This is a genomic window from Burkholderia sp. Ac-20349 (assembly GCF_017104865.1).
Lineage (GTDB): Bacteria > Pseudomonadota > Gammaproteobacteria > Burkholderiales > Burkholderiaceae > Burkholderia > Burkholderia aenigmatica.
On the sequence record NZ_JAAGPM010000010.1, the window covers coordinates 56,580 to 73,569 of the forward strand.

The 16,990-nt window shown below is 66.7% G+C and carries 21 protein-coding genes and 1 tRNA gene; 8 read left to right on the forward strand and 14 right to left on the reverse strand.

Translation table 11 applies throughout. From position 1 onward, the window contains the following. Nucleotides 1–13: 13 nt before the first annotated feature. The 6 genes from G3N61_RS05660 to ssuD form a co-directional block, all read right to left on the reverse strand. Entirely contained in the window at nucleotides 14–259 is a 246-nt protein-coding gene (locus G3N61_RS05660) for a hypothetical protein (protein ID WP_043182680.1), read from the reverse strand. A 55-nt stretch (nucleotides 260–314) separates the two neighbouring features. Continuing rightward, nucleotides 315–512 (reverse strand): hypothetical protein, encoded by a 198-nt coding sequence (locus G3N61_RS05665; RefSeq protein ID WP_089425274.1) that lies wholly within the window; start codon nucleotides 510–512, stop codon nucleotides 315–317. A 142-nt stretch (nucleotides 513–654) separates the two neighbouring features. Then, nucleotides 655–870, reverse strand: a complete 216-nt coding sequence (locus G3N61_RS05670; protein ID WP_006476104.1) for a TOBE domain-containing protein — start codon at nucleotides 868–870, stop codon at nucleotides 655–657. Nucleotides 871–927: 57 nt separating this feature from the next. Further along, nucleotides 928–1,887, reverse strand: a complete 960-nt coding sequence (locus tag G3N61_RS05675) for an ATP-binding cassette domain-containing protein (protein ID WP_205821825.1) — start codon at nucleotides 1,885–1,887, stop codon at nucleotides 928–930. Next, entirely contained in the window at nucleotides 1,884–2,696 is an 813-nt protein-coding gene (ssuC, locus tag G3N61_RS05680) for an aliphatic sulfonate ABC transporter permease SsuC (RefSeq protein ID WP_043182674.1), read from the reverse strand. The genes G3N61_RS05675 and ssuC overlap by 4 nt, the downstream gene beginning before the upstream one ends. Before the next feature lie 17 nt (nucleotides 2,697–2,713). Beyond that, nucleotides 2,714–3,871, reverse strand: coding sequence for an FMNH2-dependent alkanesulfonate monooxygenase (ssuD, locus tag G3N61_RS05685; protein WP_043182672.1), 1,158 nt, complete (start codon nucleotides 3,869–3,871; stop codon nucleotides 2,714–2,716). Nucleotides 3,872–4,212: 341 nt separating this feature from the next. Between ssuD and G3N61_RS05690 the strand changes: the two genes are divergently transcribed. Next, complete coding sequence (locus tag G3N61_RS05690) at nucleotides 4,213–4,641, forward strand: hypothetical protein (protein WP_043182670.1); 429 nt, start codon at nucleotides 4,213–4,215, stop codon at nucleotides 4,639–4,641. A gap of 114 nt (nucleotides 4,642–4,755) precedes the next feature. On the opposite strand, the gene G3N61_RS05695 is transcribed toward G3N61_RS05690, so the two are convergent. From G3N61_RS05695 to G3N61_RS05705, 3 genes are read right to left on the reverse strand one after another with little or no spacing between them, the layout of a single operon-like run. Next, a complete protein-coding gene (locus G3N61_RS05695; RefSeq protein ID WP_205821826.1) occupies nucleotides 4,756–5,910 on the reverse strand; it encodes an enoyl-CoA hydratase/isomerase family protein in 1,155 nt (384 codons plus the stop codon). 31 nt (nucleotides 5,911–5,941) lie between these two features. After that, on the reverse strand, nucleotides 5,942–6,280 hold the full coding sequence (locus G3N61_RS05700; protein ID WP_011351857.1) for a multidrug efflux SMR transporter: 339 nt from the start codon (nucleotides 6,278–6,280) through the stop codon (nucleotides 5,942–5,944). A 3-nt stretch (nucleotides 6,281–6,283) separates the two neighbouring features. Then, on the reverse strand, nucleotides 6,284–6,781 hold the full coding sequence (locus G3N61_RS05705; RefSeq protein WP_043182665.1) for a heme-degrading domain-containing protein: 498 nt from the start codon (nucleotides 6,779–6,781) through the stop codon (nucleotides 6,284–6,286). Between the two features lie 197 nt (nucleotides 6,782–6,978). Here G3N61_RS05705 and G3N61_RS05710 point away from each other — a divergent pair. The 7 genes from G3N61_RS05710 (at nucleotide 6,979) to G3N61_RS05740 (ending at nucleotide 12,270) form a co-directional block, all read left to right on the forward strand. Continuing rightward, nucleotides 6,979–7,055 (forward strand) — tRNA-Met (locus G3N61_RS05710). 183 nt (nucleotides 7,056–7,238) lie between these two features. Next, nucleotides 7,239–7,784 carry an NUDIX hydrolase gene (locus tag G3N61_RS05715; protein ID WP_011351855.1) on the forward strand — a complete coding sequence of 182 codons (546 nt, stop codon included), beginning with the start codon at nucleotides 7,239–7,241 and terminating at the stop codon, nucleotides 7,782–7,784. An 11-nt stretch (nucleotides 7,785–7,795) separates the two neighbouring features. Next, nucleotides 7,796–8,560, forward strand: coding sequence for a leucyl/phenylalanyl-tRNA--protein transferase (gene aat / locus G3N61_RS05720; protein ID WP_043182662.1), 765 nt, complete (start codon nucleotides 7,796–7,798; stop codon nucleotides 8,558–8,560). 33 nt (nucleotides 8,561–8,593) lie between these two features. Next, complete coding sequence (locus G3N61_RS05725) at nucleotides 8,594–9,424, forward strand: arginyltransferase (protein WP_043182659.1); 831 nt, start codon at nucleotides 8,594–8,596, stop codon at nucleotides 9,422–9,424. 99 nt (nucleotides 9,425–9,523) lie between these two features. After that, the gene (locus G3N61_RS05730) at nucleotides 9,524–10,561 is read left to right on the forward strand and encodes a quinone-dependent dihydroorotate dehydrogenase (RefSeq protein WP_089450402.1); all 1,038 of its coding nucleotides are present in this window, start codon (nucleotides 9,524–9,526) and stop codon (nucleotides 10,559–10,561) included. 99 nt (nucleotides 10,562–10,660) lie between these two features. Beyond that, entirely contained in the window at nucleotides 10,661–11,455 is a 795-nt protein-coding gene (locus tag G3N61_RS05735) for a cystine ABC transporter substrate-binding protein (RefSeq protein ID WP_011351851.1), read from the forward strand. A gap of 122 nt (nucleotides 11,456–11,577) precedes the next feature. Further along, the gene (locus tag G3N61_RS05740) at nucleotides 11,578–12,270 is read left to right on the forward strand and encodes an amino acid ABC transporter permease (protein ID WP_043182654.1); all 693 of its coding nucleotides are present in this window, start codon (nucleotides 11,578–11,580) and stop codon (nucleotides 12,268–12,270) included. 52 nt (nucleotides 12,271–12,322) lie between these two features. Here G3N61_RS05740 and G3N61_RS05745 read toward each other — a convergent pair whose 3' ends face one another. The 5 genes from G3N61_RS05745 to rlmB all read right to left on the reverse strand — a co-directional run bounded on the left by G3N61_RS05745 (nucleotide 12,323) and on the right by rlmB (nucleotide 16,907). Next, nucleotides 12,323–13,309 carry a Gfo/Idh/MocA family oxidoreductase gene (locus G3N61_RS05745; RefSeq protein WP_089450400.1) on the reverse strand — a complete coding sequence of 329 codons (987 nt, stop codon included), beginning with the start codon at nucleotides 13,307–13,309 and terminating at the stop codon, nucleotides 12,323–12,325. Between the two features lie 101 nt (nucleotides 13,310–13,410). Beyond that, nucleotides 13,411–14,127: an FCD domain-containing protein gene (locus G3N61_RS05750; protein ID WP_006484155.1), complete on the reverse strand. Its 717-nt coding sequence runs from the start codon at nucleotides 14,125–14,127 to the stop codon at nucleotides 13,411–13,413. Nucleotides 14,128–14,406: 279 nt separating this feature from the next. Next, nucleotides 14,407–15,102 carry a ribose-5-phosphate isomerase RpiA gene (gene rpiA / locus G3N61_RS05755; protein WP_043182651.1) on the reverse strand — a complete coding sequence of 232 codons (696 nt, stop codon included), beginning with the start codon at nucleotides 15,100–15,102 and terminating at the stop codon, nucleotides 14,407–14,409. 91 nt (nucleotides 15,103–15,193) lie between these two features. Beyond that, nucleotides 15,194–16,066, reverse strand: a complete 873-nt coding sequence (locus G3N61_RS05760) for an N-acetylmuramoyl-L-alanine amidase (protein WP_205821827.1) — start codon at nucleotides 16,064–16,066, stop codon at nucleotides 15,194–15,196. Nucleotides 16,067–16,163: 97 nt separating this feature from the next. Then, nucleotides 16,164–16,907, reverse strand: a complete 744-nt coding sequence (gene rlmB, locus G3N61_RS05765) for a 23S rRNA (guanosine(2251)-2'-O)-methyltransferase RlmB (RefSeq protein ID WP_043182646.1) — start codon at nucleotides 16,905–16,907, stop codon at nucleotides 16,164–16,166. Nucleotides 16,908–16,990: the final 83 nt, after the last annotated feature.

Genomic DNA, 16,990 nt, shown 5'->3' on the forward strand with positions numbered 1-16,990 from the left:
CCCGGCACGCAGGCTACCCTTCGCCGAGCTCCGTATCGACGGCCCGCCGCGCCTCGTCGAGCACACGCTCGATCACGCGTCGTTCGGTCAGCAGCATCCCGTCGACCTTGACGAGCCGCCAGTCGATCCGCACGGCATCGCCTTGCAGCACGCGGTAATGCGCGTGCTCGCCGTCCCAGACCTGCTCGGTCTTCACCTCGATCTCGAAGCCGCGGTACGGCTCGCTGAAATCGCCGAGGTCGCTGCCTCTCGGTTCCATCGCACGCTCCGTGGCGACGCAGCGCCGGGCCGCCCGCGCGGCCGGCGCCGTGCGCTCAATCGTATTCGTCGGATAAAAAGGATTTGCCATCGGCCGTCAGGTCGACCCGGTCGGCCGCCGCCTGGTAGATCAGCCCCTCGTTCAGCAACGCGTAGACGACGTCGTCGAACACGGCGGGAACCGGCCGGCTTTCACCGAACTGGTCGATCCACTTCAGCGCCTCGATGGCTTCGGGGGAAAGGATGGGGGTCATGCGTTGGCCTCCGGCATCGTTGTCGCTCCATCCTAGCACTTCGTCCGGACGTCGAATACCAAGGCAAACGCGCTACGGAAATGCCGGGCGGCGCCAACGGGCAGCTTGCCCGCGACGCCGCACCGGCGCTGGACACGCGGGCTCAGAGGCGCGCGATCGACACTTCGGTCGATTTCACGAGCGCGACGACTTCCGCGCCGACCTTCAGTTCGAGTTCGTCAACCGAACGGGTCGTGATCACCGACGTGACGATGCCGAACGGCGTCTCGACGTCGACCTCGGAGACCACGGATCCGCGGATGATCTCCTTCACCTTGCCCTTGAACTGGTTACGTACGTTGATTGCAGTGATGCTCATCAGGTTGATCGCTCCGAAGAAAAAGATCTCACAACGGGCGGCCGTTGCCGCCCGGATTTAAACGGCCCAGCGGATCTGCCCGACCGGTCGAACGTTATCCGTCTCATGCGTCGCGTCCTGGCCGGCCGTACCGGGCCCGCCGGCAAGCACGCGTTTCAGCACGCGATCCTCCAGCGCCGCAAACGCGGCCGATGCGCGGGCGCGCGGCCGGTCGAGCGGCACCGGCTGATCCAGCGCCACCCGCCCCTGCTCGATGAGCAGGATGCGGTCGCCGAGCGCAACGGCCTCCTGCACGTCGTGCGTGACGAGCAGCGCCGTGAACCGGTGTTCGCGCCACAACCGCTCGATCAGCGCATGCATCTCGATGCGGGTCAGCGCGTCGAGCGCGCCGAGCGGCTCGTCGAGCAACAGCAATTGCGGCCGGTGCACGAGCGCGCGGGCCAGTGCGACACGCTGCCGCTGGCCGCCCGACAGTTGCGCGGGCCAGTCGTTCGCGCGTTCCAGCAGGCCGACTTCATCGAGCACCGCGCGTGCCTGGTCGCGCGCGCCGCGCCCAAGGCCCAGCATCACGTTCTGCAGCACGGTCTTCCACGGCAGCAGGCGCGCATCCTGGTACATGATCCGCGTATCGAGTTCGCCGCCGCCCTCGCCGCGCGTCACGAGCGCGCCGCTGCTCGGCTGCTCGAGCCCCGCGACGAGACGCAGCAGCGTCGATTTCCCGCAGCCGCTGCGACCGACGATCGCGACGAAGCTGCCGCGCGCGATGCCGAGCTCGACGTTGTCGAGCACCGTGCGCGCGCCGAAGCGCTTGCTGACGCCCGACAGCGTCACCGCATCGTCGGGTGCCGGGCCGCCTGCCCGCCGCCGTGCAAGCGGAACGACGGACGCACTGCCGTCACGTTCGAGGATCGCCGCATCCCGTGCGTCGCCGTCCGCGACGCGCGCCTGCGCCAGTTCGGCCTCGAGGTCTGCGCCGGCGAGCAGGCCATAGGCGGCCGCCGAAGTCGTCGCATTCATGCCTTTGCTCCTGATTGATAAGCGGGGTGCCAGCGCAGCGTCACGCGCTCGAGCCATTTCGCCAGCACGTCGGCCAGCTTGCCAAGCACCGCGTACAGCAGGATGCCGACCACCACCACGTCGGTTTGCAGGAATTCACGCGCGTTCATCGTCATGTAGCCGATGCCCGACTGCGCGGAGATCGTTTCCGCGACGATCAGCATCACCCACATCAGCCCGAGCGCGAAGCGCACGCCGACGAGAATCGACGGCAACGCACCGGGCAGGATCACGTCGCGGTACAGCGCAAAGCCGCGCACGCCATAGCTCTTCGCCATCTCGATCAGGTTCGCGTCGACCGAGCGGATCCCGTGGTACGTGTTGATGTAGACCGGAAAGAACACCCCGAGCGCAACGAGGAACAGCTTCGCCTTCTCGTCGATGCCGAACCACAGGATCACGAGCGGAATCATCGCGAGCGCCGGGATGTTGCGGATCATCTGGATCGTCGAATCGAGCGCAACCTCGGCCGCCTTCGACAAGCCGGTCGCGAGCCCCAGCGCGAGGCCGACTCCGCCGCCGATCGCGAAACCGAACAGCGCGCGCCAGGTGCTGACCTTCACGTTCGCCCACATTTCGCCCGACGTCACGAGCGACCAGGCCGCTCGGACGACTGCCACGGGCTCGGGCAACACGCGGGTCGACAGCCAGCCGGTGCGCGCGCCGACTTCCCATGCCGCCAGCAGCGCGAGCGGCACGAGCCACGGTGCGACGCCGCGCCATGCGCGGGCGGCCACGGCCGCGCCCGTCGTCGACGTTTTCGTTGTCATCGCAGGCCTCCCGTCGCTCAGCTCTGGGCCGCTTTCGGCAGATAGCTGTTGCCGACGATCTCGCCGAACGGGCCCGACAGCGGGCCGGTCGCCTTCGCCTCGCCGTTGCCCTTGATCAGCGGGAACACGAGTTCCGCAAAGCGGTACGACTCCTCCAGGTGCGGATAGCCGGACAGGATGAAGGTCTCGATGCCGAGATCCGCGTATTCGCGCATGCGCTCCGCGACCTGTTCCGGATTGCCGACGAGCGCGGTACCCGCGCCGCCGCGCACGAGGCCGACACCGGCCCACAGGTTCGGATACACCTCGAGCGCCTCGCGGCCCCCGCGCTTGCCGCCGTGCAGCGCGGCCATCCGGCGCTGGCCTTCCGAATCCATGTTCGCGAACGCCTTCTGCGCACGTGCGATGGTTTCGTCGTCGAGGCGGCTGATCAGGCGCTCTGCGTCGCGCCACGCTTCGTCCTCGGTTTCGCGCACGATCACGTGCAGACGAATGCCGAACTTGATCTTGCGGCCGCGCGCCTCCGCACGGGCGCGAATATCCGCGATCTTCTTCGCGACGGCCTCGGGCGGCTCGCCCCAGGTCAGGTAGGTGTCGATGTGATCGGCCGCGATCTCATGCGCGGCCGGCGACGAGCCGCCGAACCACAGCGGCGGATGCGGACGCTGCACGGGCGGGTACAGCGCCTTGCCGCCCTTCGATTGCAGATGCTTGCCGATGTAGTCGAACCCGCCGTTGTCGTGCGACGCGGACAACAGCCCGCGCCAGATGTTCAGGAAGTCGTCGGTGATTTCGTAGCGCGTGTCGTGATCCGCGAACAGGCCGTCGCCTTCGAGTTCGGCGGCATCGCCGCCCGTCACGACGTTGATCAGCAGGCGGCCGCCGGACAGGCGGTCGAACGTCGCGGCCATCCGCGCCGACAGCCCCGGCGACGCGATGCCGGGACGGATCGCGACCAGGAACTTCAGGCGCTGCGTCGCCGGGATGAGGCTCGACGCAACGACCCACGCATCCTCGCAGGAACGGCCGGTCGGCAGCAGCACACCCTCGTAGCCGAGCGTGTCGGCCGCCACCGCGACCTGCTTGAAGTAATCGTAGTCCGCGGCGCGCGCACCTTCGGCCGTACCGAGATAGCGGCTGTCGCCGTGCGTGGGGATAAACCAGAACACATTCATTTGCTGCTCCTGCTTGACTGTCCTTGCCGGAATTTGAAAAAAACACCGCCCTGCTCGCGTCGCGGATCAGCGGCGCATGCATGGTGTGCGTTCGAATCGGGATGGCTCGCCGGTCAGGCCGTGCAGCGGGCGAGGACGCGATTGCACGGCTGTTTCTGGGAAATCAGTCTAGGGATCGGTGCAGGGCTTTGGAACGATTTTTTTGAGCTTAGGTTTTCCGCTTTCGTGATTAGCACGACGCTGGAGCGAATATCGCAGCGGGCGGGCCCTATAATGACGCACCTATCCGAATAACTCCGCGCGGACGGCCCCGGCCGTGCGCGCCTGCGGTGCACTCATCGATGCAGAAAGTCATCCTGCCATTCCTGTCCGGCTTCCTGGCCGCCCTGTTCTTCCGCGAGGCCACGCTCGCACTCCTTCATACGGCCGACCTGATCGCCGCAACCGGCTTCTCCACGCAACCGTTCGCGCCGCTCGGCATTCCTGAATTTGTCGCGAATGCGCTGATCAGCGCATGCTGTGCAGTCCCGATGGCGTGGCTGCTGCGGGTGTCGCCGGAACGTGAGGCATCGTGGATCGGTGCACTGGTGTTCGGCGGCATCGTGCTGACGGCCGCCCGCGTGTTCGCGATCGATCCGCTGCGCGGCATCTGGCCGTCGGGCAACATGATGCCCGTGCTCGCGGCCGGCTTCGCGGCGAACGCGGTATGGGGCTTCGGCGCACTCGTGTTCATGCGCGCGTTCATGTCGGACGACGCAGGCGACGAGTAACGCGGGCGCAAGCGCGACGCCCGTCGACCGCGGGCCGGTCGCCTCCATGAAAAAGGCCGCCTGCGTGCGCAGGCGGCCTTTTCGTTTCCAGCGTGTGCTTCGGTCAGTCCGACGTCAGTCCTGCAGATTCCGCAGCGGATGCGTGTCCGGCGTCCACGGGCTGTCGAACATCGCGAGCACGTCTGCACGATCGATGTCGGCGGTCGACTGGAAGCGCCAGACCGGCTGGTGGTCCTTGTCGACGATCAGCGCACGCACGCCTTCGATCACGTCGCCGTGCGCGAACGTCGAGCGCGTGAGATCGAGGTCGCGCCGCAGGCAATCGGCCATTGTCGCGCCGCGTGCACGTTCGACGACTTCCAGCGATACGGCCATCGACAGCGGCGACAACTGTTCGCGCATCGCATGGGTCGCCTTCTCGACCCACCCGTCGACGGCCGCGCAATCCTGCTCGGCGTCGAGCGACGCGAGAATCGCGCCGATGTCGGGCTGCGCGAAATGCCGGTCGATCCCGGCGCGCGCGTCGGCCAGCGCCGACGTGTCGGGCGTCGGCACGACCTTGTGCGCGGCCGCCGCGTCGGCCACGCAGGCGACGGCCTGCTCGCCGTTGTCGATGCGCGCGCTGCGCAGCGTATCGAGCAGCGCGGGCAGCGCGGCATCGGGCAAGTAGACGTCGGCAAGCTGCGCGTACAGCGCGCCGGCCGCGTCGAGCGTCGCGCCGGTCACGGCGAGATAGCGGCCGATCGCGCCGGGCGTGCGCGCGAGGAACCAGCTCATCCCGACGTCCGGGAACAGGCCGATACGCGTTTCCGGCATGGCCATCTTCGTCGAGTCGGTCACGACGCGCAGGCCGCCCGTATGCCGCGCCGCCTGCGAAATCCCCATGCCGCCACCCATCACGACGCCGTGCATCAGCGCGATGTAAGGCTTCGGATACGTGAAGATCGTATGGTTCAGCGTGTATTCCTCGATGAAGAACGTGTCGACCGCGTCACGGTCGTCGCGCTGCCACGCCTCATGGAAGAAGCGCACGTCGCCGCCCGCACAGAACGCGCGCGGATGCGGGCTGTGCACGACCACCGCGACGACTTCGGGATCGTTGCGCCACGCGTCGAGCGCCCGTTGCATCAGCCGGATCATGCCGACCGACAGCGCGTTCAGCGCCTTCGGCCGGTTCAGTTCGAGAAAGCCGATGCGGTTCGCGACATACGCGCGTACGTCGGGCTGGGCGGATTCGGCGGAAACGGCAGCGGAAGTGGAATCGGTCATGAGGGTCATCCGGCAAATGGCAGTCGCACGCTCAGTGCGCCTGCATCTTCGAAAACAGGTTCAGCACCACGACGCCGGCGACGATCAGGCCGAGGCCGATCACCGCCGGCAGATCCGGCACCTGACGATAGAGCAGCATCGCGACGAGCGTGATCAGCACGATGCCGGCGCCCGACCAGACTGCATAGATGATGCCGACAGGCATCGTACGCAACGTGAGCGACAGGCAGTAGAACGCGATGCCGTAACCGGCGACGACGAGCAACGACGGCCAGAGGCGCGTGAAGCCGTCCGCCGCACGCAGCGCGGACGTGCCGATCACTTCCGCGACGATCGCGATCGCGAGCCATGCGTAACCGGGCAGTTGCATCGCTCAGCTCCTTGCGAGGGCCAGCACCGCGTAGTCGTGGCCGAGCTCCGCACACAGCGCCTCGACGACGAATTCGTGATCCGCGCGCTGCGGCAGCCCGGATGCGGTGATCGAACCGATCACGCCGGCGCCCGCCACGATCAGCGGAAACGAGCCGCCGTACGGCGAGTACTCGGCGACCGGCAGCCCGTGCTTGTCCGCGAGCGTGGTGCCGGCCTGCTGCATGCGCAGGCCGATGGCGTACGAACTACGGCGGAAATGCGCGACGACGTTGCGCTTGCGGCGCACCCAGTCGGCATTCTCGGGCGTGGCGCCAGCGAGCGCCGCGTAGAACAGCGGCTGGCCGAACGTGACGATGTCGATCGCGACCGCATGGCCGCGCGACGTCGCGAGCGCATGCATCCGGTTGCCGAGCGCCCATGCGCGGGCCGGGTCGAAATGGGGAAACACGAGCGCCTGTTCCTGCGCGCCGATCGATTGCAGATCGTGAGCGATGTCCATGAATCCGTCGATACAGTAATGAGAGTCACAACGGTGCCGACGCGATCGCGCACAGCCCCGCTGCCGAAGAGACGAAACAAACCGCTCGATTCTAGCGCACCCACCCACCGTACCGGCCCCACAAGCGGCGACAAGAAATTGTCAGAAAACGCTTGCACGCGTTCGGGTTACTCCTTATAATTCATTTCTTCGACGGACGCGGGGTGGAGCAGTCTGGCAGCTCGTCGGGCTCATAACCCGAAGGTCGTAGGTTCAAATCCTACCCCCGCAACCAACGTCCAGATTCATGCAAAAAGCCCGGCCTAGTGCCGGGCTTTTTGTTTTTCCGTCGTACTCCCCGCGCCGCTTCGCGCACCCGCACCCTCCACTTTGCGCGACACGCGGCCTGCACGCGCCCGCGTTCGAGAATGCCGCATCCCGGTGATACACTCGCATCACCTCGTCCCTTCCACTCGACATGAAATTCTGCTCCGTCTGCGGTCACGAAGTCATCGCGCGCATTCCTCCGGGCGACAATCGCGAGCGCTTCGTCTGCGATCACTGCGGCACGATCCACTACCAGAATCCGCGCAACGTCGTCGGCACGGTCCCGGTCTGGGGCGATCAGATCCTGCTGTGCCGCCGCGCGATCGAACCGCGCTACGGCTTCTGGACGCTGCCGGCAGGCTTCATGGAGATGGGCGAAACAACGGCCGAAGCCGCCGCGCGCGAAACGCTCGAGGAAGCCGGCGCGCGCGTCGAGGTGCAGAACCTGTTCACGCTGCTCAATGTGCCGCACGTGCACCAGGTCCACCTGTTCTACCTCGCGCGGCTCACCGATCCGGCATTCGAGGCCGGCGAGGAAAGCCTCGAAGTGAAGCTGTTCGACGAAGCCGACATCCCGTGGGACGAGATCGCGTTCCCGACCGTCAGCCAGACCCTGCGATTCTTCTTCGCCGATCGCGCCGCGGGCGACTACGGCGTGCACACCGGCGATATCTTCCGCTCGTTGCGCAACGGCTGAGCCCCCGCCCCATGGTCCCCTGGCTCGGCCCGGACGATCCCTTTCCGCCCATCGAACGCGCGCTCGGCCCCGCGACCGGCGCGCCGGGGCTGCTTGCCGCGAGCGCCGACCTGCTGCCGTCGCGCCTCATCGACGCGTACCTGCGCGGCATCTTCCCGTGGTATTCGGACGGCCAGCCCGTGCTGTGGTGGAGCCCCGACCCGCGCATGATCCTCGTGCCGGCCGAATTCAAGGTGTCGCCTTCGCTGCGCAAGACGCTGAAGCGCGTGCTGCGCGCGCCCGAATGGGAAGTGCGCGTCGACTACGACTTTCCGGGCGTGATGCGCGCGTGTGCGCAGGCGCCGCGCCGCGGGCAGCGCGGCACGTGGATCACGGCCGAGATCATCGACGCGTACACGTCGCTCTACCGCTCCGGCAACGCGCACAGCATCGAAACGTGGCACGACGGGCGGCGTGTCGGCGGCCTGTACGGCGTGTCGTTCGGACGGATGTTTTTCGGCGAGTCGATGTATGCGGACGCGACCGACGCATCGAAAATCGCGCTGGCCACGCTCGTCGCGCACCTTCGCGAGCAGGGGCTGGAGATGATAGACTGCCAGCAGAATACGTCGCATCTAGCGTCGCTCGGCGGCCGCGAGATCGCACGCAAGGCCTTTGTCGCTCACGTGCGCAGCGCGGTAGCCGAACCGCCGATTCCGTGGCAGTTCGACAAGCGCGTGCTCGCCGCGCTGACGGGCCGCGCCGAAACGGCGGCCCCCTCCGGGATCGAGCGCTAGCGCGGCCCTCCCTCCCTGCAACGAGAGCTGCCCATGACTCACCCGACTGAGCTGCCGCTTTCACCGCTTTCGGCGCTGCAATTCTATGCAACGGCGCCCTATCCGTGCAGCTATCTGGACGGCCGCGTCGCGCGCTCGCAAGTCGCGACGCCGAGCCACCTGATCAATTCCGACATCTACACCGAGCTCGTCAAGGCCGGCTTCCGGCGCTCGGGTGTGTTCACGTATCGTCCGTACTGCGACGGCTGCCGTGCCTGCGTGCCGGTGCGCGTGCCTGTCGACGCGTTCGTACCGTCGCGCACGCAGCGCCGGATGTGGAAGCGCCACCGCACGCTCGTCGCGACGGTCTCGCCGCTGCACTACGACGAAGAGCACTACGCGCTCTACATGCGCTACCAGTCCGCACGCCACGCGGGCGGCGGCATGGATCGCGACAGCCGCGACCAGTACGAGCAATTCCTGCTGCAGAGCCGGATCAACTCGCGCCTCGTCGAATTCCGCGACCTCGACGCACCGGGCGGCGAGCCCGGCAAGCTGCGCATGGTCAGCATGATCGACATCCTCGGCGACGGGTTGTCGTCGGTCTATACGTTCTTCGAACCCGACGACGCGCACACCAGCTACGGCACCTACAACATCCTGTGGCAAATCGAGCAGGCGAAGAGCCTCGGCCTGCCCTACGTGTATCTCGGCTACTGGATCCGCGAGAGCCCGAAGATGGCCTACAAGGCGAACTTCCACCCGCTCGAAGGGCTGATCGACGGCCGCTGGAAGATACTCGACCCGGAACGGATCGACCTGCCGCCCGTCGACGCGGCACTGGCCCGCGCGCCGTTGCCGGGCGGGCATTCCGGCTCGGGCTGACACGCGCCGCCAGGGGTAACGAAGCGAAGCGCGCCTCTGCCGCGCAACTCCCGGTAAAATAGCGGGTTGTCATTCATTCCGGCTGTCCGCCCTATTCCCGTGTTCAGTTCCCTCTATCCGCTGGCCCGCGCATCCCTGTTCAAGATGGATGCGGAAGACGCTCACCACCTCACGCTGCGCGCGCTCGGCGCGGCCGGCCGCACCGGCCTCGCCTGCGCGCTGTCGGCCCGCGTGCCCGACGCACCGCGCACCGTGATGGGGCTCACGTTCCGCAACCCGGTCGGCCTCGCGGCCGGCCTCGACAAGGATGGCGCAGCCATCGACGGCCTGGCGGCGCTCGGCTTCGGCTTCATCGAGGTCGGTACGGTCACGCCGCGCCCGCAGCCCGGCAACCCGCGCCCGCGGATGTTCCGCCTGCCGCAGGCCGAAGCACTGATCAACCGGATGGGCTTCAACAACCACGGCGTCGACCAGTTCGTGAAGAACGTCCAGGCCGCCCGCTATCGCGGCATCCTCGGCCTGAACATCGGCAAGAACGCCGATACGCCGATCGAGCGCGCCGCCGAGGACTACCTGTACTGCCTCGAGCGCGTCTACCCGTTCGCGAGCTACGTGACGATCAACATCTCGTCGCCGAACACGAAGAACCTGCGCCAGCTGCAGGGCGCGGGCGAGCTCGACGCGCTGCTCGCCGCGCTGAAGGACAAGCAGCAGCGCCTCGCCGACCTGCACGGCAAGCTCGTGCCGCTCGCACTGAAAATCGCGCCCGATCTCGACGACGAGCAGGTCAAGGAAATCGGCGACACGCTGCTGCGCCACAAGATCGAGGCGGTCATCGCCACCAACACGACGCTGTCGCGCGCGGCCGTCCAGGGCCTGCCGCATGCGGACGAAGCCGGCGGCCTGTCGGGCCGCCCCGTGTTCGACGCGTCGAACGAAGTGATCCGCAAGCTGCACGCCGAAGTCGGCAGCGAAGTGCCGATCATCGGCGTCGGCGGCATTTTCTCGGGCGAGGACGCCCGCGCCAAGCTCGCGGCCGGCGCGGCACTCGTCCAGCTGTATACGGGCTTCATCTACCGCGGCCCCGCGCTCGTCGCGGAATGCGTGAAGGCCATCGCCCACGAACGCACCGCGTAATATAGGCATAAACAAACGATATTTAGAGGTCGATTGCATTTTTGCTATCATCGACCCGTTATCAGAATCAATGACCCGGACAGGGCAAGGAAACACACGATGAAGATTGCGCTGCTGAAGAAGCTGCTGGTTGCCGGCCTGATCGGCACGTCGTTCGCCGCCGCCACCGCGCATGCGGCCGACCTCCTCGACCAGGTGAAACAACGCGGCACGCTGCGGGTCGGCCTCGAAGGCACGTTCCCGCCGTTCAACTCGAAGAACCCGCAAGGTGAACTCGTCGGCTTCGACGTCGACATCGCGAAGGCGGTGGCCGCGAAGCTCGGCGTGAAAGCGGAATTCGTGACGACCGAATGGAGCGGCATCATCGCGGGCCTGCAGGCCGGCAAGTTCGACGTGATCGCCAACCAGGTCGGCATCACCGACAAGCGCAAGGAAACGCTCGACTTCTCGCCGGCGTACACGTATTCGTCCGCGCAGCTGATCCAGCGCAACGACGACACGCGCCAGTTCAAGTCGCTTGAAGACCTGAAAGGCAAGAAGCTCGGCGTCGCGCTCGGCACGAACTACATGGACATGGCGAAGTCGGTGCCCGGCATCGACGTGAAGACGTACCCGGGCGCGCCCGAGTACCTGCGCGATCTCGCGGCCGGTCGTCTCGACGCGGCGCTCAACGATCGCCTGATGCTCGCGTACCTGACGAAGAATTCGCAACTGCCGCTGCGCCCGGGCGCGAACGTCGGCTCGGCGAACCCGTCGGGCATCCCGTTCAAGAAGGGCAACCCGAAGTTCCAGAAGGCGATCGACGACGCGATGGCGCAACTCGAAGCCGACGGCACCTTCACGAAGATCTCGGACAAGTGGTTCGGCATCGACGTGACGAAGCCGATCAAGTAAGCACGCCTGCATTTCCCGCCTGACGGCGGGCCGGAAAGGGCGGCATCCGTAACGATGCCGCCCTTTGTTTTATTCGTCCGGTTTATGATTGCGCTTTCGCGCACGCATTCGATTCGTATTCCATGTCGACAACGTCCCTGCTCGTCCAATCGTTGCCGGTGCTCGCCCAGGGCGCCGTACTGACCGTCAAGTTCGCCGTGCTGTCGATGGTGTTCGGCCTGCTTGGTGCCGTCGTGCTCGCGATGATGGGCATCCGGCAAAGCGAAGCGCTCGAAGGCTTCGAACGCATCTGGGTCAACGCGCTCGCGTGGCTGGCACGCGCGTACGTGAGCCTGATGCGCGGCACGCCACTGCTCGTGCAGATCTTCGTCATCTATTACGGGCTGCCGAGCCTCGGCATCTCGCTCGACCCGACACCTGCCGGCGTCATCGCGCTGTCCGCGAACGTCGCGGCTTACATGTCGGAAAGCATGCGCGGCGCGATCAACGGGATCGCACGCGGCCAGTGGCTCGCCGCATACAGCCTCGGGCTGTCGTGGGGGCAGACGCTGCGCTACGTGATCGGTCCGCAGGCGCTGCGCATCGCGGTGCCGAGCCTGTCGAACAGCCTGATCAGCCTGATCAAGGACACGTCGCTCGTGTCCGTGATCACCGTGACCGAACTGCTGCGCAGCGCGCAGGAAGTGATCGCGGCGACCTATCAGCCGCTGCCGCTCTATCTCGCCGCCGCGGCCGTGTACTGGATCCTGTGCCAGATCCTCGAATGGGTACAGCGCTGGTACGAAAAACGCCTGTCGCTGCCGTCGCGGCACTGAGCGCACGTCATCCGCCGGGCCGCACCCGCGTGCCCGGCGCCGTCTTTCCCGCCTACTCGCCCGAATAGCGCACGCCGAGTGCCGCACGCGCGGCATCGGTCATCGCGATCATCTGCCGAGAATGGTCATGCGTCATGATCGGGCTTTCGGTCTTGCCCGCGCGCAGCAGGTCGCAGAAATGCGCGGTCTCGTAGTTCAGCCCGCCGCCGTCGACCGGCGCGTCGAGTTCGACGGTGCGCCCGTCCGCATAACGAATCGTTGCGTGTGACGGGTTCCACCACTTCTCGTGAATCGTCACATGGCCGCCGGCCGCGGCGATCAGTGCGTCGCCGCGCCCCATCACGTCGAGCCCGCAAAAGAGCTGCGCGATCCCGCCGTTCGCATGCACGCTGTTCAGGCTCGCAAACAGGTCGACACCGGTTGCGCCGACGCGGCCGAGCGTCTGCACGTCGCGCGCCGCGCCGAGCCAGTCGACCGCAAGAAACGCCTCGTAGATCCCGATATCGAGCAGCGCACCGCCCGCGCGATCGAGGCGATAGACGGAATGGTCGTCCGGCACCGACGACGACGCGCACCCTGCCCGCACGAGCCGGATCTCGCCGATCGGATCGTCATGCAGGTGCGCACGCAACTGGCGGTACAGCGGAAAGAACGGCGGCTTCATCGCCTCCATAAAAAGCTGCCCGGCGTCGCGTGCCGCACGCAACACGGTCTCGAGCTGCGCCGCGTTCAGCGTCGCGGGCTTTTCGCACAGCACGGCCTTGCCGGCGGCAAGCGCGGCCAGCGTGTACTGTGCGTGACTGTCATGGAGCGTCGCGATGTAGACCGCGTCGATATCGCTCGCGAGGAGCGCGTCGAGACTGGCGGCTGGCGTACCGCCGTACGCTCCGCAAAAGTCGGCCGCGGCATCGGCGCGGCGGGCCCAGGCACCGGCGAGCGTGGCGCCCGGCACATGCGCCAGGCTTTGCGCGAAGCGGCGCGCGATGCTGCCCGCGCCGACGATGCCGAAGCGCACCGGGCGATGGTCGTTGTCGTTCATCCTGATCTTCCGTGTCGGTCGTATGACGGTGGCCGGCACGCTGCCGGCCGGCCGTCATGATAAACGGCCCGGCGGCACACGGATGAGCGACACGCGCAGCGTCAGGCGCGCACGGGCACGTCGACGGAGAAATCGCGCGAGATCTCGTCGGCGCTGAAATCGATCAGCGCGAGCGAAGCGGCTTCGGCTTCGCGCGGATCGCGACGCTCGATCGCGTCGACCACACGCGCATGCGCCTTCACCGCAATGTCGTGCGCCCCTTCCTTCTGCACGACCCGCGGATTCACGAGACGCACTGCACCGCGCACGATCGCCGCCATCTGCTGGAAGAACTGGTTGCCGCTCGCCTGGACGATCCGCGTGTGCAGCAACTCGTCCGCCGTGTCGTAGCCAGGGTCGCCCGGCTGCAGCACCTTGAACGCATCGAACGCTTCGCGGATGCCCGCGATGTCGGCCGCCGTCGCACGCACCGCCGCCTGCGCGGTGGCACGCGGTTCGATCAGCATCCGGAATTCGATGACGTCGCGCATGAACTGCGGATCGGGTTTCGCCCGGAATCGCCAGCTCACCACATCCTCATCGATCATGCGCCAGTCGCGCATCGGCCGCACGCGCGTGCCAACCTTCGGCCGCACGTCGAGCATGTCGCGCGCAAGCAACATCGACAACGCTTCCCGCATCACAGTGCGACTCACATCGAACTCTTTCGACAGCACGTCCTGCGGCGGCAAGATGCCGCCATACTTGTCTTCGACGATACCCGAGACAAGCCCATCCATCACTTTGGCGACCAGTGACCGGTCTTTGCCCTGCTCCATGACACCTCCCCGTGCGTCGATTTGCGAACACCTGCTCCGCAGTTCCGCCGGCCCTGGTTACGACTGTTCTTATGATCTATAAGTTGATGAGTTCGAGGACATTTCGCTATCTGGTAAACACCTGACAGGGTTATCCCTCTTTTTGACGGGGTGATTTATACGGCTAAAAATAAGGCCCGGGAAGCGCATTGCGCCTACCGGGCCCCGTTTTCCACAAGATTTAAACATTCAGTCCATTACGGCGTGTGACACACCATTACGGACTGCTTGCCACATCTTTCACTTAGCCGAATAAACGATCGTTTCAACGCCGCTTTCCGTGCCGAGCAAACACAGATTCGCGCCGCGCTCGGCGAACAGGCCGACCGTCACGACGCCCGGCCATGCGTTCACCTGCGCTTCGAAGCCACGCGGATCGGCGATCTGCAGCCCCTTCACGTCGATGATCTCGTTACCGTTGTCGGTAATGTACGGCGCACCGTCCTTCGTCACGCGCAGCACCGGCACGCCACCGAGCGCGGTCACGCGCCGGCCGATCGCCGTGCGTGCCATCGGCACGACCTCGATCGGCAGCGGGAACGCGCCGAGCACCGGCACGCGCTTGCTGGCGTCCGCGATGCAGACGAACGTGTCGGCCACCGACGCGACGATCTTCTCGCGCGTCAGCGCGCCGCCACCACCCTTGATCATCGCGCCGCCCGCGTCGATCTCGTCGGCGCCGTCGACGTACACCTGCAGCGAGTCGACCTCGTTCAGGTCGAACACCTTGATGCCGTGCGATTTCAGGCGTTCGGTCGTGGCGACGGAGCTCGACACGGCGCCGCGATAGCGCGCCTTGACGACGGCGAGCGCGTCGATGAAGCAGTTGGCGGTCGAGCCGGTGCCGACACCGATCACGGCGCCTTCCGGCACGTTCTGGATCACGTAGTCAGCGGCGGCCTGGCCGACGAGGCGTTTGAGTTCGTCTTGAGTCATGGAGTGGTGATGCTGCGGGATTGCGGAAAACCGCCAGTTTACCGGACTCGGATGACGGCCCGCGTTTTTCGGCGTACGGCGCGCCGCAGGTTCAGGGTGCGCCCGCTCCGGGCGCGTTGTCCGCGGGTTGCGTGCCGGGGAAGTACTTGTCGAGCAATGCCTGCGCGATCGCGTCGGTTTCGGCGTCCGGGCTGCCCGCATAGTCGGACGGCCTGAAATGCATCTGGAACGCCGCGAACACCCGTCGCGTGCGTGCGTCGAGCACGCCATCGGTGGCCACGTCGTAGCCGTAGTGCGCGAGCTTGAGCTGCAGTTCCCGCACGTCGACCGGCGCATGCGGATCGCGACCGCCGAGCCGGGTGGCCACGGTCGCATCGTCTGGCCATGCGCCGACGCCGGCCTGGGCCAACGCATGCCACGGAAACAGCGGCCCCGGATCGATCTTGCGTTGCGGCGCGATGTCGCTGTGCCCGACCACGCGCGTCGGCGGAATCCCGTAGCGGGCGACGATGTCCTTCGACAATCGGGTCAGTGCCGCGACCTGTTCGGGTGGATAGGCCTGCCAGGTGCGGTTCTGCGGATCCAGCGGGCCGCGGTTCACGTTCTCGATACCGATCGACACCGCGTTCAGCTCGGTCGTGCCCTGCCACTCGCTGACGCCCGCGTGCCATGCGCGCTCGGCTTCCGGAACGAGCTGGTAGACGACCGGCATCCCGCGCTCGATGCGCGGCTGCGGCGGGATGACGTAATGCACGCTGACCGAATCGCCCGTCAGCGTGCGCAGCGATTTCGCCTCGTCGCTTTCGGTGTAATGCATCACGAGAAAGCGGATCCGCGAATCGGCCCCGCGCGCGTGCAGGCTCGTGTCGGCGTAGTAGGTGCCGCGTTCGACGAGCGACGGCGCCGTGCAGGCAGCCAGCAGGCACAGCACGGCGCAGGATGCGCCAACGCGAAACAGGGTCATCGGTCGCGAGCTCCGGAGAGCCGCGTGCCGCATCGAATCGCGGCACGCGTCGTTCGGGTCATTCGAGGCCCGCGCAGGTCGCGCGGGACGGGCTGTGTCAGCCCTTCACGCGCCGCTGGCGCACGGCTTCGTACAGGCACACGCCGCTTGCGACCGACACGTTCAGGCTTTCCACGCTGCCGGCCATCGGGATGCTCATCACTTCGTCGCAGGTGTCGCGCGTGAGCCGGCGCATGCCTTCGCCTTCCGCGCCCATCACGAGCGCGACGGGGCCGTCGAGCTTCGTTTCGTAGAGCGTGGCAGAAGCCTCGTCCGACGTGCCGATGATCCACACGCCGGCCTCCTTCAGCTCGCGCAGCGCGCGGGCGAGGTTCGTCACCGTGATGTACGGCACCGTATCGGCCGCGCCGCTCGCCACCTTGGCCGCGGTTGCGTTCAGGCCGACTGCACGGTCGCGCGGCGCGATCACCGCGTGCGCACCGGCCGAATCGGCGACACGCAGGCACGCGCCGAGGTTGTGCGGATCGGTGACGCCGTCGAGCACCAGCAGCAGCGCGGGGCCCTGGATGCCGTCGAGCAGCTCGGACAGGTTCTGCGCGAGCGGGATGTCCTCGACGCGCGCGACGACGCCCTGGTGACGCTCGGTATGGGCGAGGCCCCACAGGCGCGTTTCGTCGGCCGCGATCAGCCGCACGCCCGCTTCCTTCGCGGCGTGCAGGAAGTCCTGCATGCGGCGGTCGCGGCGCGTCTGGTCGTACAGCACCTCCGCCACCGTCGATGCATCGTGCCGCAAACGTGCGGTCACCGCATGAAAACCGTAAAGAACCTTCAGACGTGACATGACTGGAACAACCTTCGATCAAACGTGCGGCCGCGCGACGCGCGCAACCGCGATCCATGGAAAAGGAAAGCGCCGCGTTGCCG